At 75.7% G+C, this 25,094-nt stretch carries 18 protein-coding genes; 3 read left to right on the top strand and 15 right to left on the bottom strand.

Annotation, left to right across the window (positions count from 1 at the left end):
- Positions 1-148: 148 nt before the first annotated feature.
- From J5Y05_RS27605 to J5Y05_RS27585, 5 genes are all read right to left on the bottom strand, one after another.
- Positions 149-1,555: a GAF domain-containing sensor histidine kinase gene (locus tag J5Y05_RS27605; protein ID WP_210875872.1), complete on the bottom strand. Its 1,407-nt coding sequence runs from the start codon at positions 1,553-1,555 to the stop codon at positions 149-151.
- A gap of 21 nt (positions 1,556-1,576) precedes the next feature.
- Positions 1,577-2,611, bottom strand: coding sequence for a rod shape-determining protein (locus J5Y05_RS27600; protein ID WP_210875870.1), 1,035 nt, complete (start codon positions 2,609-2,611; stop codon positions 1,577-1,579).
- A 573-nt stretch (positions 2,612-3,184) separates the two neighbouring features.
- Positions 3,185-4,639, bottom strand: a complete 1,455-nt coding sequence (locus tag J5Y05_RS27595) for an acyl-CoA synthetase (RefSeq protein WP_210875868.1) — start codon at positions 4,637-4,639, stop codon at positions 3,185-3,187.
- 124 nt (positions 4,640-4,763) lie between these two features.
- Positions 4,764-5,849: a MerR family transcriptional regulator gene (locus tag J5Y05_RS27590; protein WP_210875866.1), complete on the bottom strand. Its 1,086-nt coding sequence runs from the start codon at positions 5,847-5,849 to the stop codon at positions 4,764-4,766.
- 115 nt (positions 5,850-5,964) lie between these two features.
- Positions 5,965-6,597, bottom strand: coding sequence for a hypothetical protein (locus J5Y05_RS27585; protein ID WP_210875864.1), 633 nt, complete (start codon positions 6,595-6,597; stop codon positions 5,965-5,967).
- A 336-nt stretch (positions 6,598-6,933) separates the two neighbouring features.
- On the opposite strand from J5Y05_RS27585, the gene J5Y05_RS27580 reads away from it, so the two are divergent.
- The gene (locus J5Y05_RS27580; RefSeq protein WP_210875862.1) at positions 6,934-7,707 is read left to right on the top strand and encodes an IclR family transcriptional regulator; all 774 of its coding nucleotides are present in this window, start codon (positions 6,934-6,936) and stop codon (positions 7,705-7,707) included.
- Entirely contained in the window at positions 7,704-8,546 is an 843-nt protein-coding gene (locus tag J5Y05_RS27575) for an SMP-30/gluconolactonase/LRE family protein (RefSeq protein WP_210875860.1), read from the top strand. The genes J5Y05_RS27580 and J5Y05_RS27575 overlap by 4 nt, the downstream gene beginning before the upstream one ends.
- 188 nt (positions 8,547-8,734) lie before the next feature.
- On the opposite strand, the gene J5Y05_RS27570 is transcribed toward J5Y05_RS27575, so the two are convergent.
- The 5 genes from J5Y05_RS27570 to J5Y05_RS27550 form a co-directional block, all read right to left on the bottom strand.
- Positions 8,735-10,141 carry an NAD(P)/FAD-dependent oxidoreductase gene (locus J5Y05_RS27570; RefSeq protein ID WP_210875858.1) on the bottom strand — a complete coding sequence of 469 codons (1,407 nt, stop codon included), beginning with the start codon at positions 10,139-10,141 and terminating at the stop codon, positions 8,735-8,737.
- Positions 10,131-11,342, bottom strand: coding sequence for an MAB_1171c family putative transporter (locus tag J5Y05_RS27565; protein WP_210875856.1), 1,212 nt, complete (start codon positions 11,340-11,342; stop codon positions 10,131-10,133). The genes J5Y05_RS27570 and J5Y05_RS27565 overlap by 11 nt, the downstream gene beginning before the upstream one ends.
- Complete coding sequence (locus J5Y05_RS27560) at positions 11,339-12,568, bottom strand: MAB_1171c family putative transporter (RefSeq protein ID WP_307854115.1); 1,230 nt, start codon at positions 12,566-12,568, stop codon at positions 11,339-11,341. Before J5Y05_RS27560 ends, J5Y05_RS27565 begins: the two co-directional genes overlap by 4 nt.
- Positions 12,565-13,092, bottom strand: coding sequence for a toxin (locus tag J5Y05_RS27555; RefSeq protein WP_307854114.1), 528 nt, complete (start codon positions 13,090-13,092; stop codon positions 12,565-12,567). Before J5Y05_RS27555 ends, J5Y05_RS27560 begins: the two co-directional genes overlap by 4 nt.
- 111 nt (positions 13,093-13,203) lie before the next feature.
- Entirely contained in the window at positions 13,204-14,433 is a 1,230-nt protein-coding gene (locus J5Y05_RS27550; protein WP_210875855.1) for an MAB_1171c family putative transporter, read from the bottom strand.
- Between the two features lie 362 nt (positions 14,434-14,795).
- Between J5Y05_RS27550 and arfA the strand changes: the two genes are divergently transcribed.
- Positions 14,796-16,304: an arabinosylfuranosidase ArfA gene (arfA, locus tag J5Y05_RS27545; protein WP_210875853.1), complete on the top strand. Its 1,509-nt coding sequence runs from the start codon at positions 14,796-14,798 to the stop codon at positions 16,302-16,304.
- Positions 16,305-16,336: 32 nt separating this feature from the next.
- Here the strand turns inward: arfA and J5Y05_RS27540 are convergent, their stop codons facing one another.
- From J5Y05_RS27540 to mmsA, 5 genes are all read right to left on the bottom strand, one after another.
- Positions 16,337-19,024, bottom strand: coding sequence for a glycoside hydrolase family 35 protein (locus J5Y05_RS27540; RefSeq protein WP_210875851.1), 2,688 nt, complete (start codon positions 19,022-19,024; stop codon positions 16,337-16,339).
- A 123-nt stretch (positions 19,025-19,147) separates the two neighbouring features.
- Positions 19,148-20,857 (bottom strand): pyridoxal phosphate-dependent aminotransferase, encoded by a 1,710-nt coding sequence (locus J5Y05_RS27535; protein ID WP_210875849.1) that lies wholly within the window; start codon positions 20,855-20,857, stop codon positions 19,148-19,150.
- 195 nt (positions 20,858-21,052) lie between these two features.
- Positions 21,053-22,213, bottom strand: a complete 1,161-nt coding sequence (locus tag J5Y05_RS27530) for an aldose epimerase family protein (RefSeq protein WP_210875847.1) — start codon at positions 22,211-22,213, stop codon at positions 21,053-21,055.
- A 61-nt stretch (positions 22,214-22,274) separates the two neighbouring features.
- Positions 22,275-23,519, bottom strand: a complete 1,245-nt coding sequence (gene mmsB / locus J5Y05_RS27525) for a multiple monosaccharide ABC transporter permease (protein WP_210875845.1) — start codon at positions 23,517-23,519, stop codon at positions 22,275-22,277.
- Positions 23,516-25,066 (bottom strand): multiple monosaccharide ABC transporter ATP-binding protein, encoded by a 1,551-nt coding sequence (mmsA, locus tag J5Y05_RS27520; RefSeq protein WP_210875843.1) that lies wholly within the window; start codon positions 25,064-25,066, stop codon positions 23,516-23,518. Before mmsA ends, mmsB begins: the two co-directional genes overlap by 4 nt.
- Positions 25,067-25,094 lie beyond the last annotated feature (28 nt).

Genomic DNA, 25,094 nt, shown 5'->3' with positions numbered 1-25,094 from the left:
TCGGAAGCGGTTCAGCTCCGACGTCACCACCGGCTCCGGGCGGAGCCGACCCCGGGCGGCCGTGCGGGGGCCGGCTCCGCCCGGGGCCCGGATGGCCGCCCGGGGCCCGGATGCCCGCCCGGGGCCCGGAGGGCTGTCCGGCTCCCGGTCAGAGCGGGGAGTACCAGAGGGTCGTCGTGCCGGGGGTGGCGTCGTCGTGGACGGTGAGGCGGACGCCGTCGCGGTCGTCGGGCAGGGGCGTGGTCACGTCCACGGTGACCCGGACGCGGGTGACGCCGTCGCGGTCGGCCGCGTCGGCCAGCGCCTCGCGCAGCGCCGTGAGCAGGCGGTCGGCGACCGGGTCCGGGACGCGGTGGTCGACGGCGCCGGTGAAGTGCGCGGACACCGGGAAGCCGAGCCGGGCCGCGGTGGCCTCCGTCTCGCGCAGCACCCTGCCGCGCAGTCCCGTCGGCGGGCCGGCCGGCGGCTGCTGGAGGGCGAAGATCGCGGTACGTACCTCCTGCACCGTGGAGCGCAGTTCCTCCACGGCCCGCCCGAGGACGTCGCGGATGGCGCCCGCGCCCGGCCGGCGCTGGGTGGACTCCAGCATCATGCCGGTGGCGAAGAGCCGCTGCACCACCAGGTCGTGCAGGTCGCGGGCGATACGGTCGCGGTCCTCGTAGACCGCGAGGCGTTCCCGGCCGTGCCGGGCGTCGGCGAGGACCAGGGCGAGGGCGGCCTGCGAGGCGAACTGGGTGGCCAGCAGCCGTTCGGTCTCGGTGTAGGCGCGGTCGCCGCGGCGGCGGGGCAGGGCGAGCGTGCCGATCAGCCGGCCGCCCGCCTGGAGCGGCAGCATCATGCTCGGCCCGAACCGGTGCCGTACGCGCGTCGTCATCCGGGGGTCGGTCGCCGAGTCGTCGATGAAGACCGGCTCCCCGCCCAGGAGCAGGCGCAGGACGGGGCTGCCGGGCGCGATCGTGGCGCCGACGATGCCGTCGGGGTCGTCCGGCGTCGACGCGGTCACGATCTCCATGCCGCCCTCCGGGGTCGGCTGGAGGATCACGCCCGCCGTGGCGTCGGCGAGGAGACGGGCCCGTTCGGCGACGGTCGTCAGGGCGTCACCGGCGTTCTCCCGGGTGAGCAGGGCCGTGGTGACGGCGGCGGCGCCCTCGATCCAGCGTTCGCGCTGCCGGGCCGCCTCGTAGAGCCGGGCGTTGCCGATCGCGATGCCGGCCCGCACCGCGAGGAACCGCAGGACCTGCTCGTCCTCGGTGGTGAACGGGGGGCCGCCGGGCCGGCCGGTCAGGTGCAGGGCGCCGAACGGCTCGCCGTTGACGTCGATCGGCACCCGCAGCCGGTGGGCCGGACCCGGTACGTCGTCCGGGCCCTGGGCGCGGATCTCGGCCAGGCCGTCCCGCGCCGGGTCGGCGGTGGTCAGGGCGGCGCGGGCGGCGCCGGTCAGTTCGACGGCGCCGTCCACGATGTGCTGGAGGGTGCCCCGCAGGTCCAGGTCGGCGCCGACGTCGAGGACGGCTTCGAGGAGTCGGGTCGGCCGGGGCGCGGCCTGTCCGGTCATGTACGCGGTGTCCTCGGCGGCTCAGGCCAGCGGGTCCAGCACCAGCGGCTCCACCAGGCCCTCCAGCATCGTGCCGAGTCCCTGGACGGCGCACACGTCGGGCCGTTCCGCGATGGTCACCGGCATGCCGGTCGCCTGACGCAGCATCTGGTCGAAGCCGGGGAGCAGCGCGCTGCCGCCGACCATCATGATCCCGCGGTCGGCGAGGTCGGCGACGAGGTCGGGCGGGCAGTCCCGCAGCACCTTGCCGATGCCGTCGAGCACGGCGGTCAGCGGCGTCTGGATGGCGGCGCGCACCGCCTCCGTGTCGACCCGGACGCTGCGGGCCAGCCCGGTCGCCACGTCCCGGCCGTGGATCTCGGTCGACATCGGCCCCTTCGCGGTGAGGCCGGTGCCGGACAGGGCGACCTGCAAGGGGCGCACCGACTGGCTGGGCAGCATGAGCTGGTGCTGGTGGCGCAGGTGCTGCACGATCGCGTGGTCCACCGCCTCGCCGCCGACGGGGACGCGCTCGGCGGTCACGATCGAGCCGAGGGAGAGCACCGCGACCTGCGTGGAGTGCGCGCCGCACACCATGATCATGGTGGCCTCGGGCTGCTCCACCGGCAGTCCGCAGCCGACGGCGGCGGCGATGAGCGTGTCCACGAGTTCCACCCGGCGGGCGCCGAGTCCGACCAGTGTCTCGATGGCGGCGCGCTGGGCGAGGGGGTCGGCGTCGTGCGGGGTGCAGGCGGCGGCGCGCAGCCGGGGCTTGCGGCGCAGGGTGCGGCGCACCTTGTCGCCGAGCAGGTGGCGCAGCATGCGCTGGGCCATCTCGATGTCGACGACCGTGCCGCCGGAGACCGGGCGCACGACGCGGATGTAGCCGGGGGTGCGGCCGGTCATCCGCTCGGCGAGTTCGCCGACGGCGATGAGCGCGCCGGTGCGGGTGTTGACCGCGGCGGCGGAGGGTTCGTCGACGACCAGTCCCTCGCCCTTCACGTACACGCGGGTGCGGGCCGCCCCGAGGTCGACGGCGAAGTGGCAGCGGCGGAGCTGCTCCAGAGTGGCGGTCATGACGGGTCCTCCCGAGAGCGCATACCGTGCGGGGCCGCCGGGTGGCCGGCCTTATCAGGCATCGTGCGCGGGCGCGGTGGCCGCCGCCTTCGGGGAGGGGCCGGGCGGGGGACCGCCGAACGGGGGCCTGTGCGGCGTGTCGTGGCGGTACGGGAAGGGAGGAGGCCCGGGAGGGCGGGGGAGGGGCGTGTGCCGGTGGGTGGTGGGCGGACAGACGGACGGCGCCGCCTCCCTGGGACGGGGAGGCGGCGCCGCGGGTTCTTCTGACCGTCAGACCAGCCAGCCGACGAAGTGGATGAGGCCGGCGAGGATGTCGGTGAGAAGGTTCATGATCGTGTTACTCCTTGCGTCATGCATGTGTGGGACCGCGCTCAACTACGGTCTGCAGCCCGTCGCTTGCGCACCGTAAGTATCGCGCGTCGCGGTGGCCACATGCGATGCCTGAGGCAACGATCACCTGTTCCAGGGAACAACTGAGCGTTTGTTCGGGCGCCTTGCCGGGAACCTCCGCGCCCACGTCCACCATGCCCACCGCACTCACGCCGTGCACGCCCTACGCGCGCGCCCCCGCGCTCACGCCCCCGCGCCCGGCTCCAGCGCGCGTTTCATGATCTTCCCCATGTCGTTGCGGGGCAGCGCGTCGAGCAGCCGCAGGACCCGGGGCCGCTTGTGCGGGGCGAGCCGCCCGGCGACGTGGCCGGCCAGCTCCGCGAGCCCCGGCGGGGACTGGGGGTCGGCCGGGACGACCCAGGCGACGATCCGCTCGCCCAGGTCGGCGTCCGGCTCCCCGGTGACGGCGGCCTCCCGTACCCCCGGGTGCTCCAGCAGGGCGTTCTCGATCTCACCGGCCCCGATCTTGTAGCCGCCGCTCTTGATCAGGTCGGTCGCCTTGCGGCCGACGATGCGGACGCAGCCGTCGCTCTCGCGCACCGCCATGTCGCCGGTGCGGAACCAGCCGTCGGCGGTGAAGGCGGCGGCGGTGGCCTCCGGCCGGTTGAGGTACTCGGTGAACAGGTTCGGGCCGCGCACCTGGATCTCGCCGACGCGCTCCCCGTCGTACGCGGCGAACGGTGTGCCGTCCTCCTCCACCAGCCGCAGCTCCACCCCCGGCAGGGGGACGCCGACCGTGCCGGGACGCGGTGCGCCGTCCGCCCGCACACTGGTGTTCATCAGCGTCTCCGTCATCCCGTACCGCTCGACGACCCGCCGTCCGGTCGCCTCGGTGATCCGCTCGTGGTCGTGCACGGGCAGCGCGGCGGACCCGGAGACCAGCAGCCGCGCCCCGGCGTACGCCGCCGCCAGTTCCGGATCGCCGGGCAGCTCCTCCGCGATCCGGTGGTACATCGTCGGCACCCCGAACAGCATGGTCGCGCCGTCGGACAGCTCCCGCCCCGCGCCCCGGGGATCGAACCTGCCGAGGTGGCGCACGGTCCCGCCGCGCCGCAGCGGGCCGAGGACGCCGAGCACCAGCCCGTGCACGTGGAAGAGGGGCAGCCCGTGCACCAGCACGTCGTCGCCGGTCCACTCCCAGGCGTCGGCGAGCGCGTCCAGGGTGTGGGCGACCGCGCGCCGCGGGATGACGGCGCCCTTGGGCGGGCCGGTGGTGCCGGAGGTGTAGACGACCAGGGCCGGTTCGCTGCCGGCGGTACGGTCCTCGGGGACGGGGCCGCGCGCACCGGCGTCCACGTCGACGCGCGGGAGGCCCGCCACCGGGTCCGGCAGCACGTCGCCGGGCGCGGCGAGCACCAGCGAGGGGGCGCTGTCGGAGAGGATGTGCGCCAGCTCCGTCCCGCCGGACCTCGGGTTGAGCGGTACGGCGGCGGCGCCGGCGAGCAGGGTGCCCACCACCGCGACGGCCGTCTCCAGGGTGGGCGTCGCCCACACGGCGACCCGGCCGGCCCCGCGCACCCGGCCGGCGACGGCACCGGCCGCCGCCGCGAGTCGCGCGTACGTCAGCGACCGGTCGCCGAACCGCAGGGCGACGCGTTCGCCCGGATCGTCCGTGAGGGCGGGGAAGAGGGAGGACACGGCACGCGCTCCTTGGCCTGGGCGACAGGGGGTCCCCCCGTTCCTACACCAGCGTGCCGTGCCGCAAGGAGGGGGTGGTGCCCCGGCCGGACACCGGGAGGCCCGGGGCACCACCCCGGAGCGGTCAGGCGGCGAGGGCCGGGGCGTCCGCCACCACGCACGTGACGTTGTCCGGGCCGCCCGCCGCGCCGGCCGCGTCGATCAGGGACGTCACCGCCCGGTCCGGGTCCGGGGCGGCGGCGAGCAGGCCGCGCAGGCGGGGCTCGGGGACGACGGTGGACAGGCCGTCGGAGCACAGGAGATAGCGGTCGCCGGGGAGGGAGTCGTACAGGCGCAGGTCGGGGCGGGCGGCCGTGCCGTCACCGGTCAGCGCGCGGGCGAGCAGCGACCGCCGCGGGTCGGCCGCCGCCTCCAGCGGGGTCAGCCGCCCCTCGTCGACCATCGACTGGACCAGGGTGTGGTCGCGGGTGAGGAGCGAGAGCCCGCCGTCGCGCAGGACGTACGCCCGCGTGTCGCCGATGTGCGTCAGGGCCAGCCGCGATCCGGTCCACAGCAGTGCCGTCAGGGTGGTGCCCGCCTCCCCGGCACCGGACGCGGCGTCCCGCACCGCCTCGGCGGCGGCCCGTACGGCCTCCTCCAGCAGGTCCAGCACACCGTCCGCCGGCGGCTCCCCGTCGTCCAGGAAGCGCAGGGCCTGCACGGCGGCGCTGCTCGCGGAGGCGCCGGCCGGGCCGAACCCGTCGGCGACGGCGAGCAGCCGGCCGCCCGCGTAGGCGGCGTCCTGGTTGGCCGGGCGGACCCGGCCGGTGTCCGAGTGGGCGTGGTGGCGAAGTTCCGTCATGGTGAGGTCGTCCTTTCCCGGCCCGTGGGCCGGCTCCCGTGTCAGGTGGGCGATCAGGAACGCGGCGAGGTCCCGCCGCAGGGCCGTCTCCGCCTCGACACGGGCCCAGTGGGCGCCGATCTCGCGGGCCGCCGCGGCGGGGCCGAGGGCGCAGACCTCCCGGATGCCGGCCAGCGGCATGTCCAGTCGCCGTAGCCACACCACCAGCCGGGCCGACTCCAGTTGGCCGGCCGCGTAGTAGCGGTAGCCGGTGACCGGGTCGACCCGGGCCGGGCGGAGCAGCCCCAGTGAGTCGTAGAGCCGCAGGGCCTTCGGCGAGAGCCCGCAGGCCCTGGCGAAGGCGCCGATCGGCAGCAGGTCCTCGCGCATCCGGCCCCCTCGTCGCGTTCCGTCCCCGATGCTGGGGCTTCACCGAAGGGGAAGGTCAAGCGCCCGCTGCCGGTTCCGGCGCCGGGGCGTCCCGGGCCGGGTGCCGGCGGCGCCGTCAGCCCGGCCGGCCGCCGGCCAGGGTGCGTTGCAGCAGCCCCCACGTGAACTCCGCGACCACCTCGTGCCGTACGCCGCGCGCGTCCGGCGCGGTGAAGGCGAGCCCCCACCGGGTGGGCGCCGAGCCCGGCAGCGGCCGGGCCGGGGCGAAGGCACGGGCGGCCTCGTCGACCGTGCACGACCAGGGCGTCAGCTCCTCCAGCGTGCGCGGCGCGGGCCCCTCGGCGCCCGGGGCGCGGACCAGCCACGCGTTCCAGACGGTGCCGTCGGGCGCCGTGAGCACCTCGAAGCGCAGGTCCGGCCAGAGGGGCAGCGGCCACTGCCGGGCCTCGCACTCCAGGTCGCCGATCCGGCGCGGCGCGACGGACTCGGGCGGGCCGAGGAACGAGCGGACGGCGGCCCCCCGCAGGCCGCCGAGGCCGTGGGGGAGGGAGGGGGCCGAGCCGCGCCCCGGGGCGTGGAGCCTGGCCTGCCAGCGCCGGTTGGCCTCCCGCATGTCCGCGGCGGAGACGCCCAGGCGGGCGCGGGCCTCCTCCACCAGGCCGGGGTTGTGGTCGGCCATGCGGCGCAGCAGCACCAGTTGGAAGTCGAGCGGGGTGAAGGGACCGGCGGGGCGCTTGGCGGGCGGCATGGGCCCATCGTCGCGTACGGGGGAGGCGTACGGGCGCCACGACGGACGGCACCGGCGCCGCGAGGGCACCCGCGCCGCGACGGACGGCACCGGCACCGCGAGGGCACCCGCGCCACGACGGACGGCACCGGCACCGCGAGGGCACCCGCGCCCCCCGCCGGAGGGACGCGCCCCCGGCAACCACCCCCTCCTGATCCATTGCCGTGGCAAACCCCATGTGAGTAGCCTGTGTTCGCCATACCGACAGCCTGTTGATATCTCGAACACCCGCGGTCGCCCGCCGGCCGCCGGGAGGCGGGAGCGCGGGCGCCCCAGACACCAGGGAGGGAGCCGGACATGGGACGCCTCGTACCAGCCGTGACCCGGGCTCTCGACATACTCGAACTCTTCCTCGACGGCGACGGCACGCTCTCCGCGCCCGAGATCGTGCGCCGGCTCCAACTGCCGCGCACCACCGTGCACGAGCTGGTCAGCACGCTCGCCGCCCGCCGGTACCTCGTGCCGGTGGCCTCCGAGCCCGGACGGTACCGGCTCGGCGTCCGCCCCTACCAGCTCGGCTCCCGCTACGCCGAGGACCTCGACCTCGCCGCCGAGGGCCGGCAGGTCGCCCGGGGCGTCGCCGAGACCTGCGACGAGACCGTGCACGTGGCGATCCTGGAGGACACCGACGTCATCTACATCGCCAAGGTGGACTCCACGCACGCGGTGCGCATGGTCTCCGCGGCCGGCCGGCGGCTGCCCGCGCACTGCACCTCCGTCGGCAAGATGCTGCTGGCCTCGCTGCCCGAGCGGGAGCTGGACGCCCGGTTCCCCGACGGGACCGAGCTGGCCGCGATGACGCCGAACAGCATCACCGACCCGGCGGTGCTGCGCGAGGCCCTGGCCCGCGTCCGCGCCCGAGGCACCGCCGTGGAGAACCGCGAGTCCAACGCGGACGTCTCCTGCGTCGCCGCCCCGGTCCGCGACCGCTCCGGGCGGGTCGTCGCCGCGCTCTCCATCTCCGTACCCCTGATCCGCTGGAGCGAGGAGCGCCGCGCCGAACTGGAACGGCTCGCCGTCGAGGGCGCCGCCGAACTCTCCGAACGGCTCGGCCACCGGAGGGCGGCATGAGGTGGCGGGTGGCGGTCCCGGCCGCGGCGGAACTCGGCGAGGGCCCCGTCTGGGACCCGGCCACCGGCACCCTGCTGTGGGTGGACGTCCTCGGCTCCCGCGTGCACACCCTCGACCCGGCCACCGGCCGCCGCACGGTGCGCACCACGGACCAGCACATCGGCGCCGTCCTGCCGCGCGCCGGGGGCGGACTCGTCCTCTGCCTGCGCGACGGCGTCTTCCTCCTCGATCCCGACGGCACCCCGCGCCCGCTGCACCGCGATCCGGTGCCCGGCCGCCGGGCCAACGACGCCGCCGTCGCCCCCGACGGCAGCCTGTGGGCGGGCACCATGCGCTACGACGAGGCCCCCGGCGGCGGCACCCTGAGCCGGATCACCGGCGACGGCACGGTGACGACGGTCCTGGACGACGTGACGATCAGCAACGGCATCGGCTGGAGCCCCGACGGGCGGCGGATGTACTACGTCGACACGCCGACCCGGCGCATCGACGTCCTCGACCACGAGGCCGGGCGTGTCGGCGGGCGGCGCCCCTTCGCCGTGGTGGAGGAGGGCGCCGGGTACCCCGACGGGCTCACCGTGGACGCCGAGGGCTGCGTGTGGCTGGCGCTGTGGGACGGGGCGGCGGTGCGCCGCTACACGCCGGACGGGCGGCTCGACCGGGTGGTCCGGCTGCCGGTGCCGCTGGTGACGTCCTGCGCGTTCGGCGGCCCGGACCTGACGGACCTGTACGTGACCACGGCCCGGGTGGGGCTGACCGCGCCGCACCCCCTCGCCGGGTCGCTGCTGGTGCTGCCGGGGGCGGGGCGGGGGCTGCCCCAGCCGGCCTTCGCGGGGTGAGCGGCCCCGGGGCACGCCCCCCCGGGACCGGCAGGGGGCCGACGCCCCCGGAGCCGGCCGGGGGCCACGTCTCCGGAGCCGGCCGGGGGCCACGTCTCCGGAGCCGGCCGGTGGCCACGCCCTCGACCCCCGCACCCCGCCCCCCCCGCACCCCGCCCCCCCGCACCCCGACCCCCGCACCCCGCCCCTCAGCCCCCCGTACGGTCCAGGGCGTGCACCGTGCGCCACTCGGCGCGGGAGAGCGGGGGATGGGCGGCCCGCGGCAGCGCGGGGCCCGTCAGGGTGGACAGCAGCGCACCCGGGCGCAGCACCCGCCCCGGGCCGGCCAGGAGGCTGGTGACGTCCCACAGCGCGGCGGCGGCCGGGTAGGAGCCGGTCGCCGCCCGGGTCAGCCGCCGGGTGTACGCGGCGACGAGCCGGTCGGCCGGGCTCGCCGCGGCCCCCCGCGTGCCCGGGTACATGACGTCCTGGCCGACCGCCACCGCCCAGGCCGCGTCGACCGGCCGGGCGGCGCCCCGCTGCACCCGGCGAGCCAGTCCGGGCGCGTCGGGACCGGACCGGCGCACCTCCTCGGCCAGCGCGCGGGCGCCCATCGCGGCGACGGACATGCCCTGTCCGTAGGCCGGGTTGAAGGTGGCGAGCGCGTCCCCGAGGACGACGAACCCCTCGGGCCAGTGCCGGGCCCGCTCCACGTAGCGGCGCACGTTGCTGGTGCTGCGGCCGACGTGGACGCCGGTCACCGGCTCGGCGCCGGAGATCAGCCGGCCCACCAGGGGGTGCGGCAGGTCCAGGGTGTAGCGCAGGAAGCCGTCCGGGTCGGCCGGCGGCTCGCCGCCCCGGGTGCCCGCCAGGCTGACCAGCCAGCGGCCGTCCTCGATCGGCATGACCATGCCGCTGCGGCCCGGCCGGGAGGCGTACGGGTCGGCCTGGAGCACCGTCAGCGGGAAGCCGCCGGCGCCCTCGGGCACCCGGTACAGGCGGGTGGCGTTGACCAGCCCCGCGTCGACGGTGCGCTCCTCGATGCCGCGGACGCCGACGCCGTCCAGCCAGCGCAGCAGCCGCGAGCCGCGCCCGCTCGCGTCGACGACGAGGTCGGCGTCGAGGACCTCCTCCGGCCCGGCGCCGTCCGCCGGGGCGGTGAGCACCCCCGTGACGCGGCGCGAACCGCCGGTCAGCGCACGGGCGTTGGCCTTGCGGACGGTGGTGCCGGTGTGGGTGAGGACGGTCTCGCGGACCACCCAGTCGAGCAGCGCGCGGCTGCACGTGACCATCCGGGGGCCCTCGTGGCGCCAGCGCCGTAACCAGCCGTCGGGGGTGAGGGCCACCATGCCGTTGCCGAGGGATATCTCGTGGGCGCCGGCGGTGAGCAGCCGCTTGCGCACGCCGGCGCCGGGCAGCAGATCCTCCATGGCGGCCAGGCCCCCGGCCATCAGCAGGTGCGCGTGGCGGCCCTGGGGCAGTCCGCGCCGGTGCTCGGGTCCGTCGGGGAGGTCGTCGCGCTCCAGCACGATCACCTCGTCCACCGCGGGGGACAGCGCCGCCGCGGCCAGCATGCCGGCCAGACCGGCACCGATGACGACAGCTCTACGGGACATGGGTCTCCTCGTCTTCAGCCAGGGTCCAGCCGTGGGCGGCCCTCACCGTACCCTCGCGCGCCGGTGCGCCGGCCGGCGAACGGCCCAGGGTACGGGCGAGTTCGACCAGCGCGCCCGGCCCCGAGACCTGCGTGGCGCGCAGGCGGTAGGTGCTCGGGTCGGCCGGCGGCTCCTCGTGGGCGGCGGCGCGGCGCGCGGCGTCGGTGAGCATCGCGGCCTCCGCGGCCAGCCGGGCCTGGTGGGCGGTGCGGCCCGCGCGCAGGGCGGCCTCCCGCTCCCGCTCGCGCACCCGGTCGTCGAAGTACGGGGCGAGCGCCAGCAGCGCGTCGTGGATCGACACCTCCCGCCACTGCAACCGCTCGCGCGGCGACCGCCACCAGGAGGCGGGCGGTTTCGGCGAGGTCGGCGCGAACCGCAGCAGCGCCCACAGCGGGCCGAGCCGGCGGTAGTCGCCGAGGCCCCGCCACTGGGCGACGGCGGCCGGCAGCAGCCGCGGCAGGACGAATCCGGCGGAGCAGACCAGGGCGCCGAGCGAGGCCATGGGCGGGGCCAGCGTGGTGGACAGGAAGTCGACGTCGTGGCCGTACCAGCGGGCCACCACCGCGGTGTACTTGGCCAGTTGGAAGCCGACCAGGTCGAGCAGGCTGCCGGCGAGGATCAGCCGCAGTCCGGTGCGCAGCAGCCCGGTCACCTCGCGGCCCCATTTGACGCAGACCGCGCACATCACGAGCGTCGCCGCGCTGTGCCCGGCCAGGTAGAGCAGGATCATCTCCCGCATGAACGGCGTGTTCGCGTAGTACGTGTCGAGGTCGGTGAGCCGCTCGTCGGGGGCGTCGGCGAGCGTGAACAGGGCGACGAGGACGGCGATGAGGAGCGCGTAGGCGGCCATGCTGGCCAGCACCCGGCGCCGTATCCGGGACCTGGGGCCGCCGCGCCAGTTGACGAGCAGGACGAGCAGCGCGCAACTGTAGGCGGAGAGCATGCCGTAGGTGAGGGGGGCGCCGAAGTTCACCACACCCGTGAGGTCGTTGACGGCGGCGAGGGTCGGCGGGGCCGAGCAGACCAGGACCAGCGCGCCGAGCAGGATCGCCGCGCAGGTGGAGACGGTGAGCGTGCCGAGCACGGGTGAACCGGGCCGCCGGAACAGCACCACACAGGACAGCGCGAACACCCCGGCCGCCCCATACACGACGAGACTCATGCCGGTGAACTCCCTTGTTCGCGCGGCTGGTTCATACGGCCCCCGGTCGCGGCGGCCGGGCCGCGTCCGCGGGGCGCGGGGACGGCGGCGGGCGCGGGAACGGCGGCCAGCGCGTCGGCGATGCGCACCAGGGCGGCCGGTCCGGGCAGCCGGTGGGGGAGCGGACCGGCGCCCTCGCCGGGACCGGGCCCCTCCGGTACGTCCCGCCCCGCCCGGTGCGCCGCGTCGGCGACGGCGGCGGCCCAGGCGGCGGCCTCCGCCCGCTCCGCGTCGCCCGTGGCGCGCAGGGAGTCCTCCCGCACCCGGTCGTACAGGGCCGCGTCGAGGTGCGGGGCGAGGTGACCGAGGGCGTTGTGGATGCTGGTCTGGCGCCACATCAGCCGGGCGCTCGGGGAGGCCCCGTGGGGCCGGGGCAGGCGCAGAGAGCGCCGGGTGAGGAGGTCGTCGAGGACCCGCTCCAGCGGCTCCAGCCGCAGGTACGCGCGCCGGGCCCGGCGCCGGCGTGCCCACCCCGGCACGGCCAGCGGGATCAGCACCCCGGCGACGGTGAGCACGGCGCTGGCCGCCGCGGCCACCGGGGAGACGTCCGTGACCAGCACCTGCCAGTCCCGGCCGCTCCAGCGGGCGGCGACGGCGGCCAGCTTGGAGACGCTGTACCCGGCGTTGCACAGGGCGCCCGCCCCGAGCACCGTCAGTCCCAGGCGCAGCGGCCCGCGCACCCGCCGGGCCCAGCGCAGCGCGGAGACGGTGGTGACGGTGACCGCGGTGAGGTGCCCGAGCAGGTAGAGCACGATCATCTGGCCGATGAACGGCGTCGTGGCGTAGTAGACGTCCAGGTCGGTGCGGCGCTCCACCGGGGCCTCGCCGAGGGCGAAGGAGACGGCGATGCCGAGCACGACCAGCGCGTAGGCGAGCACCCAGCGGCGGGCCACGGCCCGTACCCGGGGCCCGCCCCGCCAGTGCACGATCAGCACCTGGGCGGCGGCGCTGTAGGCGGTGATGGAGGCGTACGTGAGCGGCGCGGCCAGGTTCGGCACCCCGCTCAGGTCGTTGACGGCGCCGACGGTGGGCGGGGCGCCGAGGAAGAAGCAGAGCCCGGCCAGGCCCAGCACCGCGCAGATGGCCCGGAGGAAGGGGTCGCGGCGGTGGCGTACGAGGTCGGGGGCCTTGGCGGCCAGGCCGAGCCAGAGCACGGCGCAGCTCGCGTAGTTGACGGCCCCGTTCACCCGCGCGGCCCACGGTAGTTGAGGGCCGCGCCGATGCGTTCGGCCAGCCCCTGGGCGTCCTCGTCGCCGGCCGCGTGCACGGTCTCCTCGGACGCCTCCAGCCAGGCGCGCAGCCGGCGGCCCATCAGCATGCCGAACCGGTCGGCCTCGCGTTCCTCGGCGAGGCTGAAGTCGGTGCGGGCCGCGACCGGCCGGGGGGAGGCGCCCCGCGACCGGGTGCGCGCGGCGGCCTCGGCGCGGCGGCGGTTCATGTGCCACACCTCGTGGGTGAGGATGACGATCTGGTGCCACACGGCGGCCCGGCGGTCCACGACGATGATGTCGTACGACTCGGCCTCCAGCCACAGGCCGCTCGCCGTGTGTGGCGGAAAGGTTTCCCTGCGGACCACGATCTCGCGCCCCCGCCAGGCGGCGACGGACGCGACCAGCGCCTCGAACAGGACCTCCGGGTCGGCCGGGACCGGCACCCGCATGGGGGCGATGAGCGTGTCGGCCAGGCGACGCATCTGCCTGCTCGTGCGCACCGTTCTCCTCTCAGGTCGTCTCCTGCCCGCGAGGTGCCGCGCGGACACCTCGCGGCGGCGCGCGGCGTCGGCGCCGTCCGGTGCGTGCAATATGCCAAGCCGGCCACGGGCTCAGCCACTTCCGGTCCCCTCGGCCAGCCGGATTCCGCCGTCCTGGGCGCCGGCGCGGGCCCGTACCGCCCGCAGCGTCTCGGGGCGGCGCAGGGCGCGGGAGACGGCGCCGATCTCGCGGAGCAGGGCGGCGGTGTCGGGGGCGTCCGCGCTCCGGCCGGTGTCGCCGGGGTGCCGGCGCCGGGCGTGGACGGCGTCCGCGATGGCCACGGCGGCGGCCAGGGCCCGTGCCCGCTCCGGCGGGTGGCCGAGGGCGCGGGCGGCGTCGTAGGAGCGGTGGCGCAGGTCCTCGTCGAGCACGCGGGCGAGCGGCAGCAGCGCGTCGCGGATGAACGTCTCGCGGCGGGTCAGCCGCAGTTCGGGCCCGGCGAACGGCGCGAACGGGTCCCTCCTGCCGCCCGCCTGCCGCATCAGCGCGTACAGCGGGCCCAGTTCGCGGTGGGCGGCCCGCAGCCGCCAGCGTTCGTGCAGGTACTGGCCGGCGTGCGGCAGGATGAAGCCGACCGCGATCAGCACGGCGGACAGGCAGGCCACCGGGGGCGCCACGTCGGTGTTGAGCCGGTCCAGGTCGTGCCCGGTCCAGCGGGCCACGACGGCGGTCAGCTTGGCGGCGTCGAAGAGCAGGTTCATCGCGTAGCCCGCGCCGAGGAACTTCAGGCCCCCGCGCAGCCAGGCGTCGAGGCCGTCGGCGCGGACCCAGTTGCGGATCAGGTTCGAGGTGATCAGCACGGCCGTGGTGTGGGCGAGGAGGTAGAGCAGGATCTGCTCGCGCATGAACGGCGTGGTCGCGTAGTGGGTGTCCAGATCGCGCAGGCGTTCCTCGGGCACGTCGGCGAGGGCGAAGAGCACCCACAGGGCGACGATCACGCCCGAGTAGGCGCCGACGACCCAGCGGATGGCGCGGCGGGTCGCCGCGGACCGGTCGGCCGGACCGCCCCGCCAGGCGATGATCAGCAGCAGGCAGGAGGCGCAGAAGGCGGTCAGCAGGGAGTACACCCAGGGCGCCGAGATGTTCGGCACGCCGGTGACCCGGTTGACCCAGGCGATGGTGGAGGGCGCGACGAACACGAAGACCGCCAGGGCCAGCAGGAGCAGTCCGCCCACCGCGAGCAGCAGCGGGTCCCCCCGGAACCGGATGATCGTCGGCAGTTTGATCGCCAGCGCGGCGGCCAGGACGGTCGCCGGTATCCACCAGAACGACGGGTAGAACTCGCCCAGGAACCACGTCACCGCGCCGCGCCCCCGCCTCCGGGGCGCCCCGCGGTCCGCGCGGCCGGGCCGGTGGGTCCGCGGCAGCCCGTGGGCGGGGTCCCGCCCGGTCCCCCCGAGGCGCCCGCGCGCCGGACCCTCGCACCGCCCGGGACGTCCATCGCTCCCCCTTCGCCACCGCCGGTCCCCGGCCGAGGCTACGCGCCCTCGCCGGCCCGCGTCAGGGGCGCGTCCCCGGACCGTCCGCCGTCCACCCGGCGCCCCATTGACGCGTCCCCGCCATGACCCTACCGTCCCGTCCGAGGCCACGGGCGCCGTCCGGAATCTCGAACAGGCCGGTGCCGTACGCCCCTTGACGACCTTCCCCCGCCAGGAGGACGCCCTTGCGCACCGCCCGCCTCACCCTGGGCCCCGCCTTCACCGTCGGCGACGTCGACCCGCGCCTCTTCGGCTCCTTCGTCGAACACCTCGGCCGCTGCGTGTACACGGGCCTGTACGAACCCGGGCACCCGGCGGCCGACGCGGCCGGACTGCGCCGGGACGTGCTCGCCCTGGTCCGCGAACTCGGCGTCACCCTCGTCCGCTACCCCGGCGGCAACTTCGTCTCCGGCCACCGCTGGGAGGACTCCGTCGGCCCCGTCGCCGACCGCCCCCGCCGCCTCGACGACGCCTGGCACTCCACCGAGACCCACCGCTTCGGCCTCTCCGAGTTCCACGGCTTCCTGCGCGCCCTCGGCCCGCGCACCGCGCCCCTGATGGCCCTCAACCTCGGCACCCGCGGCGTCGCCGACGCCCTCCGCCTGCACGAGTACGCCAACCACCCCTCCGGCACCGCCCTGTCCGGCCTCCGCGCCGCCCACGGCGACCCGGAACCCTTCGGCATCCGCATGTGGTGCCTCGGCAACGAGATGGACGGCCCCTGGCAGACCGGCCACAAGACCGCCGAGGAGTACGGCCGGCTCGCCGCCGAGACGGCCCGCGCCCTGCGCCGCCGCGACCCCGGCGCCGAACTCGTCGTCTGCGGCTCCTCCGGCCGCTCCATGCCCACCTTCGCCACCTGGGAGGCGACCGTCCTCGCCCACACCCACGACCTCGTCGACCACATCTCCCTGCACGCCTACTACGAACCCCTCGACGGCGACGTCGACTCCTTCCTCGCCTCCGCCGTCGACATGGAACGCCACATCGAGGAGATCGCCGCCACCTGCGACCACGTCGCCGCCCGGCTGAAGTCCGCCAAGCGGATCGGGCTCGCCTTCGACGAGTGGAACGTCTGGTACACGTCCCGGCGGCGCGAACGCGGCCCCGGGCCCGACGAGTGGCCCGAGGCCCCGCGCCTGCTGGAGGACCACTACACCGTCACCGACGCGGTCGTCGTCGGCTCGCTGCTCATCGCCCTGCTGCGCCACGCCGACCGGGTCCGCCTCGCCTGCCTCGCCCAGCTCGTCAACGTCATCGCCCCGATCATGACCGAACCGGGCGGACCGGCCTGGCGCCAGACGACCTTCTACCCCTTCGCGCAGGCCGCCCGCCACGGCCGCGGCCGGGTCCTCGACGTCCGCGTGGACGCGCCGGTCCACCGCACCGACCGGTACGGGGAGGCCGCGCTGCTGCACGCCACCGCCGTACGCGCGGGCGACGGCTCCGTCACCCTCTTCGCCGTCAACCGCTCCCGCACCGAACCGCTCCCGCTCGACGTGGCGCTGAGGGGGCTGCGCCTGACCGACGTGATCGGGCACAGCGCCCTCGCGGACGCCGACCCCGACGCCCGCAACACCCTCGACCGGCCCGAGCGGGTGAGCCCGCGCCGGGTCGCCGGCACGGTCCTGCGCGACGGCCGCCTCACCACCGTCCTGGAACCCCTGTCCTGGAACGTGATCCGGCTGCGCTGAACACCGGTCCCCCGCAGGCCCGTCGGGCGCGGCTACGCCCCGGACCGGCCCGGCGCGGGCACCCGGGTCACCGGCACCCCGCCCGCCGCCACACCCCGCGGCACCAGCCGGGCCGACCCCGGCGCCGCCGCGGCGCTCCCGTCGGACAGGACCGCCAGGGCGAGGGTGTTGGCGGCGGCCCGGGTGCGCAGGACGCCGCCCGGCAGGACCAGGCCGCGCCCGTCCTCCCCGTACTCGCCCAGGTTCCAGCCGTTGAGGAAGACCTGGACGCGGCTGCCGGACACCCCGTCGAGCACCAGGGCGGGGGAGGCGTCCACCTCCGGCGGGACGTCCAGCCGGAACACCGTGCGGTACCAGGCCACCCCCTGGCGCGGCTCGGCCCTCGGCGCGGCGACCGGCTCCCACCCTCCGTCGTCGTGACCGGGAAGGTGCCAGCCCTCCCGTTCCCCGTACAGGCCCCCGGTGTTGAGGGGGCCGCGCACCGGATCGGGGGCCGACTGCCCGCGCACCCGCCAGCGCACCTCGGGGGAGACGCCCCCGAAGGCCGCCGACACCAGCCCGCCCGCCGTCCGGCCGTCCGCGCCGCCGGGCCCCTCCTCGGGGTCGCGGGTGCGCCGGACCAGCACCGCGAGGACCGGCGTGCCCGGCGCCGCGAGCAGCCGTTCGCGCAGCTTGCCCGGCAGGGCGAAGCGGGCCGTCGTGATCCCCGCGCCCTCGGTGTGGTGGACGCCGAGCGGCTCCCCGTCGAGCCACGCCATCACCAGGCCCCGAGGGCCCGCGCGGTGGGCCAGGGAGACCCACTCCAGCCCGGCCGCGCCCAGCAGCCGCCCCCGGTACCAGACGTCGCCGTGCCAGAAGCCGTACTCCTCGGCGAAGAGCACCGGCTGTTCCCCGGGCACGGGCGTCGACGAGGCCGACGTCCGCCGGTCGGCGACCGTCCACCGCGCGTCGTCGTGGTCCGGCGCCGACTCCGGGTTCTCCGCCCGGCGCCGCCAGTCGTCCAGCGCGGGCAGCTCCGGCTCCCGCACGCCGGGCAGTGGGTGAAGGGCCCGCAGGCTCCCGGCCCGGCCGGCGGTGGTGCGCACCGGGCGGCCGTTCCAGGTCACGCCGGTGACACCGCGCGGCGCCCAGACCTCCAGCGGGCATTCGTCCACGGTGTCGCCGGTCAGCCGCAGCGTCGCCCCGTCCACCACGGCCTCGCGCAGCAGCTCGGGGCCCTGGACGAGGAGGGCGCCCGACGGGGTCTCGTACGGCCACAGCCGCAGGGAGGCGGCGTCGTCGGCGAGGACCAGCAGCAGTGGCCGCCGGGAGTCCGCGCCGCGCACCCGCACCCGGACCGGCCGGCCGGCGGCCAGCGGCGCCGTCACGTGCAGCCGGCCCTGGTCGTACGCCCAGGCCGCCTCCTCGTCCAGCCGGGACGGCCACGGCTCGCTCGGGCAGTCCAGCACCACGTGCGCCGTCTCGCCCGCCCGCCCCGCGAAGACCGCGATGTCCTGCCGCCCCGCGCTCAGCACCGCCATGGGCTGCACCGTCGCGTACGCCAGCTTCATCCCGGCCCCGAGCGGGAGCCCGGAGGCGAGCAGCCGGGCATCCCCGGCCGGGAGGGTGACCGGCACCTTCCGGCCGTCCAGCGGCACCGTCGAGGTGACCTCCTCGGCGCTGTCGTTGGCCAGGAGGTGGAACCGGGCGCCGGTGTCCGGGTTGGCCAGGCGCCGCACCCGCAGCCGGTCGTCCCCGGCGCCGCCGCCCGGGGCCTCCTCCAGCCGGGCGAGGTCGGGGACATGGCGCAGCAGGTGCCCGAACTGGTGCACCGGCGCCATCCGTTCGGTCGGCCGGCGGGCCTCGTCGAGCGGCGCCGTGGGGTCGTAGACCGGGCCGGGGGCGGGCGGGCCGGGGAGCCAGCCCCAGGAGGTGCCGCCGAAGAAGGCGGCGACGGTGTGCACCACCGGCCCCGCGCCGAGGCGGTCGAGCCGGCCGCGCCGGACGGCCGCCGGGTCCGCCGCCCCGCGCACCTCGCCCCAGGCGAGGGGGGACCCGTCGTGCACGAGGGGCAGATCGAGGCCGTCGGCGCGCAGCCGCTCGCGCAGGCGGGCCGTCTCCTCGGGCGCCGTCACTCCGGTGCGGTAGAGCAGGACGGTGCCGGTGCCCCGGGTGTACAGGTGCCGGGCGGCGACCGCGTGCACGCGGGAGAGCCACGCCTCGGCGTCGGCGCCGGGCCGGGGCACGGGCCGCAGGACGACGTAGAGCCCGGCCCCGGCGGCCAGCCGCAGGAACAGGCCGAGGTCGCGGACGCCGGTGAGGTCGTCGTGCCCGGGGCCCGCCCAGAGCTGGTGACGGTCGAGGACGGCGACGACCGCGGTGCCCCCGTACGCCCGGGTCTTCTCCAGCACGTCCCGCCACAGGGACGGGCTCGGCAGCCGGAAGGGGTGCGTCTCCCCGGCGGACAGCACCAGGCGGCGCCCGTCGACGAGGAGGGAGTGGCGGTCGACGTCGACCCGGTGGCGGACGCCGTCCGCGGCGGGCCGGCCCGGCGGCGGTCCGGTGGGCACGGGGCCCCGCGTCCCGGCCGAGGTCCCGGCCGCGCCGCCGACGCCGCTGCCGCCGAGGGCGAGACCGAGGGCGCTCGTCCCGGCGAGGGCGCCGAAGGCCCGTCTGCCGAGTGTGCCGGTCCTGCCGGGTGTGCCGGGTGTGCCGGTTCTGTCGCGCGTGCCGAGCTCCAAGGGAGCCCCTCCTGTTGCCCGTTCTTCCCTGCCGGCGCGCACGGCCGGGCCGCGCGCGCCGGCCCATTCTCCACGCCGGCCCGCGGCGGGCGCGGGGAGGGGGCCCCGGGGTCAGGCGGTGGGTCAGGCGGTGGGGACCATGCCGGCGGCGTTGGGCCAGTTCTGCGGGGCGGGCCAGGTGCCGGGCGGGACGGGGTCCAGTCCGTTGGTGCCGCGGACCTGGGCGGCCGTCAGACCGCCGCGCGCCGGGACGCCGGGCGGGGTGGGGCCCGTCGGCATCGGCATCTGGGCCGCGGGGACGGGCGCCGTGGGCATGGGGGCGGCGGGCTGGGGCGCCGACGGGATCGAGGCGGCGGGGATGGCGGTGGCCGGTATGGGGGCCGCCGGCACGGGGGCCGGGGCGGGGGCCGGGGGAGGAGCCGGCGCCGGCTGGGGGACCGGCGCCGGCTGGGGGACCGGCGCCGGCTGGGGTGCGGGCGGGGACACCGCCGGCACCGGCATCCCTGCGGCGGCGGCCGCTGGGGCGGCCACCGGTCCGGAGGGGAGCGACATGCCGGTGCCGGCGGAGGGCGCGGCAGCGAGCCCGGGGACGGCCGCCCGCTCGGCGAGCCCCCTCAGGCCGGCCCCGTTGGTCTCGCTGACCAGGCGGTCCACCGCCGCCGTGCCCGAGCTGTAGCTGGTCCCGGTAGCGTGCTCGGGCACGGCGGCCTCCCTCCCGGTCCCGTAGAGCACCTGTTCCATACCGGAGACCAGGCGGCGCACATCCGCCTGGGGGCGCACCACGAGACGCAGGAAGCGGCTGGAGGAACCGATCTTGTTGCCGCACTCGCGGACCAGGACCCCGTGCTCGGTGAGCATCCGGTCCCGGACGACGGTGCCCTCGGCACCCACGGGCAGGCGGACGAAGAGGAAGTTCCCCTGGGACGGATAGACGGTCAGGCCGGGCAGCGCCGCGAGCAGCCCCGCCATCTCCAGGCGGTCGCGGCGCACCTCGCGCAGGCTCTGCGCGTACTCCGTCCCGTGCTCGCGGAGCATGAACACCACGTGCTCCGCGAAGGAGTTGAGGTTCCACTTGGGCAGCATGTCGCGCACCCGGCCGGCCAGCGACGGGTTGGCGACGAGGTAGCCGAAGCGGATGCCGTGCAGGCCGAAGTTCTTGCCGAGGCTGCGCAGGACGATCACGTTGGGGCGCAGCATGGCCTCCTGGACCACGCTGGGCTCCTCCTCCGCGTCGGCGAACTCCAGGAAGGACTCGTCGATCACGACCAGGTCCAGGTCGGCCATGGCGTCCATGAACTGCACGACCGCCTGCTTGTGCAGGAAGCCGCCGTCGGGGTTGTTCGGGTTGCAGATCACCGCCACCCGGGTGCCCCGGGCCCGGATGAACTCCGCGTACCGGCCGAGGTCGAGGGCGAAGCCGTTCGCCTCCTGGAGCGGGAACATGTCGACCCGCTTGCCGGTCTCCATCGGCTGGTCGGTCCAGCGGCCGAAGGTGGGGACCGGGACGGCGAGGGACTCGCGGACCAGCAGGTGGTCGATCCAGGTGATCAGCTCCGTGGACCCGTTGCCCATCGCCACGCACTGCGGCGGGAGCTGGAGCAGACCGCACAGCTCGGCGGTGATGGTGTCGGCGCCGCTCGGGTAGTACGTGATGATCTCGCGGAGCCGGCTCGCCATCTCGTCGAACATGGCCGGGGTCGGGAAGTACGGGTTGCACGGGATGCAGAAGTCCACCGGCCCCACCGCGCCGTCGCCGCTCGCCCGCGTCAGCGCCGCCATGGAGGGGCTGTGCGCCGCGGCGCTGCGGAACAACGAGGTGACGCTGCCGGACAAGTGGGACCTCCGTCGCTGGGTGGCCCGCGCGGGGGAGCACGGGCCACCCATGGATACGGGGAGGGGCGGGGAGGTGTTCAACGGGTGTGAAAGAAATGTGACCGCCCGGTGGGGCCGGTTCCGGAACCGGGAGCGGGGGGCTGAACCGGGGGCCGGAACCGGCGGGAACCGGGGGCCGGGGGCGGGCGGAGGGGCTCAGGTGCCGAAGGAGTGCACCGTCGTCGTCCGGTAGGTGTGCCCCGGCCGCAGCACCGTCGACGGGAAGGACGGCCGGTTCGGCGAGTCGGGGAAGTGCTGGGTCTCCAGGCAGAGGGCGTCGCCCTGGCGGTGGACGCGCCCGCCGCCGCCGGTGAGCGTGGCGTCGAGGAAGTTGCCCGAGTAGAACTGGAGTCCCGGCTGGTCGGTGGCGATGCGCAGGCTCCGGCCGCCGGCCGGGTCGCGCAGGGTGGCGACGTGCTCGGGGCGGGCGGTGACGCCCTTGTCCAGCACCCAGTTGTGGTCGAAGCCCCGCGCGGTGACCACCTGTGGGTGCCCGGCGCGCAGATCGCGGCCGACCGGTTTGGCGCGGCGGAAGTCGAACGGGGTGCCCGCGACCTTCGCCAGCTCGCCGGTGGGGATCAGGCCCGCGTCGACGGGCGTGAAGCGGGCGGCGGCGAGGGTGAGTTCGTGGTCCTCGACGCTGCCGGAGCCCTCGCCGGCCAGGTTCCAGTAGACGTGGCTGGTGAGGTTGACGACGGTGGCCCGGTCGGTGGTCGCCTCGTAGTCGACGCGCCAGTCGCCGGAGCGGGTCAGCGTGTACGTCACCGCCGCCCGCAGCGTGCCCGGGAAGCCCATCTCGCCGTCGGGGCTGGTCCGGCGCAGGACGAGGCCCGCCTCGAAGTCCCGGGTGAACGGCTCGACGTCCCACACGTGCTTGTCGAAGCCGGTCGCCCCGCCGTGCAGGGTGTGGGCCCCGTCGTTGACGGAGAGGTGGTGGACGCGGCCGTCCAGGGTGAAGCGGCCGGCGCCGATCCGGTTGCCGTAGCGGCCGACGAGGGCGCCGAAGTACGGGCTCGCGGCCAGGTAGTCGTCGAGGCGGGCGAAGCCCAGGCAGACGTTGGCGTACGTTCCGTGCCGGTCGGGTATCTCCAGGGACTGCACGATGCCGCCGTAGGAGAGGACCCCGAGCCGGGTGCCGCCGTTCTCCAGCGACCAGCGGTGCACCGGCGTGCCGTCGGGGAGCCGGCCGAAGGGCTCCTTCGCGGGCCGCCCGCCTCCCCGCGCGTCTCCCCGCGCGTGCGCCGGGCCGCCCGCGGCGGCCGAGGGGAGGCCCGGCGCCGTGCCCGGGGCCGTCACCGCTGGTCTGCTCGGTTCCATGTGCGGCTCCTCAACTGCCGGGGGAGAGGGGCCCCGCCGGTGCGGCGGGGCCCGGCCGGGTCTACGAACCGACCCTGCGCTTGTTCCACACGTCGAAGCCGACCGCGGCCAGCAGCACCAGGCCCTTGATGACCTGCTGCCAGTCGGTGCCGATGCCGACGAGGTTCATGCCGTTGTTGAGCACGCCGAGGACCAGGCCGCCGATGATCGCGCCGAGGACCGTGCCGACGCCGCCGCTCATCGACGCGCCGCCGATGAACGAGGCCGCGATGGCCTCCAGTTCGAAGCCGAGCCCCGCCTTGGGCGAGGCCGCGTTGAAGCGGGCGGCGTAGACCAGGCCCGCCAGGGCGGCGAGCATGCCCATGTTGAGGAAGACCAGGAAGGTGACCTTGCGGTCCTTCACCCCGGAGAGCTTGGCCGCCGGGAGGTTGCCGCCGATCGCGTAGATGTGCCGGCCGATGACCGCGTTGCGCATCACGTAGCCGAAGCCGACCACCAGCACGCCGAGGATGAGCAGGACGATGGGGGCGCCCTTGTAGCTGGCCAGCAGCAGGGTGACGACGAGGACCGCGGAGACCAGCGCCACCAGCTTGAGCGCGAACAGCCTGGCCGGCGCCACGTCGAGCGCGAACTCCCGCTGCCGCCTGCGGTCCCGCACCTCCTGGTGGACGACGAACGCGATCAGCGCGAAGCCGAGCAGCAGGGTGAGGTTGTGGTAGTTCGTGTTCGGGCCGACCTCGGGCAGGAAGCCGTTGGCGATCTTCTGGAGGTCCCTGGGGAGCGGGCCGAGCGTCTGCCCCTTCAGGACGATCTCGGTCAGGCCGCGGAAGAGCAGCATGCCCGCCAGGGTCACGATGAAGGACGGGATGCCGAGATAGGCGACGAAGAAGCCCTGCACCGACCCGGCGAGCGCGCCCAGCGCCAGGCACAGCACCACCGCCAGCGGCCAGGCCACGTCGTGGTCGACCATCAGCACGGCGGACATCGCGCCGACGAAGGCGGTGAGCGAGCCCACCGACAGGTCGATGTGCCCGGCGATGATGACGAGCATCATGCCGATCGCCAGCAGCAGCACGTAGCTGTTCTGGAGCACCAGGTTGGACACGTTGCGCGGCAGCAGCAGGTCGCCGCCGGACCAGGCGGCGAACAGCACCACGATCAGGCCGAGCGCGATCAGCATCCCGTACTGGCGCATGTTGCGGCGCAGCCCGTCGAGCATCAGCCGCAGCAGACCGCCGCCGGCCTCCGGACCGTCCCGGCCCGGTGGAGCGGGGGCCGGGCTCTTCGCGGTCACGTCGGTGCTCATCCCGTCACCTCTTTGTCCTTCGTCATCTGGCGCATCAGGGCCTCCTGCGTGGCCTCGGCCCGCGAGAACTCGCCCGTCAGCCGCCCCGCCGCCATGGTGTAGACGCGGTCGCACATGCCGAGCAGCTCGGGCAGCTCGGAGGAGATGAAGACGACCGCCTTGCCCTCGGCGGCCAGCCGGTCGATGACCGTGTAGATCTCGTACTTGGCGCCCACGTCGATGCCCCGCGTGGGCTCGTCCAGGATCAGCACCTCCGGGCCCGCGAAGAGCCACTTGCTGAGGACGACCTTCTGCTGGTTGCCGCCGGACAACCTGCCCACCGGCTCGAACACGGTCGGCGCCTTGATGTTCATGGAGGTGCGGTACCCCTCCGCGACCCGCCGCTCCTCGTGCTCGTCGACCACGCCCCGCCGGGCCACCTTGCCCAGCGCGGACAGCGACACGTTCCGGTTGATGGTGTCGATCAGGTTGAGCCCGTAGTGCTTGCGGTCCTCGGTGACGTACGCGATGCCGTGCCCGACCGCCTCCGGGACCGAGCGGGTACGGACCTCGCGGCCGTCGCGGAGCACCGTGCCGCCCGCGTACCGCCCGTAGGAGCGGCCGAAGACGCTCATCGCCAGTTCGGTGCGGCCGGCGCCCATGAGCCCGGCGATGCCGACGATCTCGCCGCGCCGCACCTCGAGGGAGACGTCGTCGACGACCTTGCGCTGCTGGTCGATGGGGTGGTGCACGGTCCAGTTGCGGATCTCCAGGGCGGGCGCCGCCCCGGCCTGGGGGTGGTGCTCGGTGCGCTCCGGGAAGCGGTGCTCCAGATCGCGGCCGACCATCCCGCTGATGATCCGGTCCTCGGTGGTCCCGGCCGCCTTGACGTCCAGCGTCTCGATGGTGCGCCCGTCGCGGAGGATGGTGACCGAGTCGGCGACCCGGCGGATCTCGTTCAGCTTGTGCGAGATGATGATCGAGGTGATGCCCTGGTCCTTCAACTGGAGGATCAGGTCCAGGAGTTTGCCGCTGTCCTCGTCGTTGAGGGCGGCCGTCGGCTCGTCGAGGATGAGCAGTTTCACCCGCTTGGAGAGCGCCTTGGCGATCTCCACGAGCTGCTGCTTGCCCACGCCGATGTCGGCGACGCGGGTCTCCGGGTGCTCGCGCAGCCCCACCCGGCGCAGCAGTTCGGAGGCGTGGCGCAGGGTCTCGTTCCAGTCGATCAGTCCGCGCCGGGCGTGCTCGTTGCCGAGGAAGATGTTCTCCGCGAGGGAGAGGTACGGCACCAGCGCCAGTTCCTGGTGGATGATGACGATGCCCTGCTGCTCGCTGGCCCGGATGTCCTTGAAGCGGCACGGCGTCGACTCGAAGAGGATCTCCCCCTCGTAACTGCCGTGCGGATGGACGCCGGAGACCACCTTCATCAGGGTCGACTTGCCGGCGCCGTTCTCGCCGCAGATGGCGTGGACCTCGCCCTGGCGGACGGTGAGCGTGACGTCACTGAGCGCCTTGACGCCGGGGAAGGTCTTGACGATCGAGCGCATTTCCAGGACGGGTCCCGCCATGGTCGTGCCTTCCAATCCGTAGCCGGGC

It is taken from the genome of Streptomyces tagetis (assembly GCF_018069565.1).
In the GTDB taxonomy this organism is placed as follows: domain Bacteria; phylum Actinomycetota; class Actinomycetes; order Streptomycetales; family Streptomycetaceae; genus Streptomyces; species Streptomyces tagetis.
This window is presented reverse-complemented; position numbering and strand designations above follow the sequence as displayed.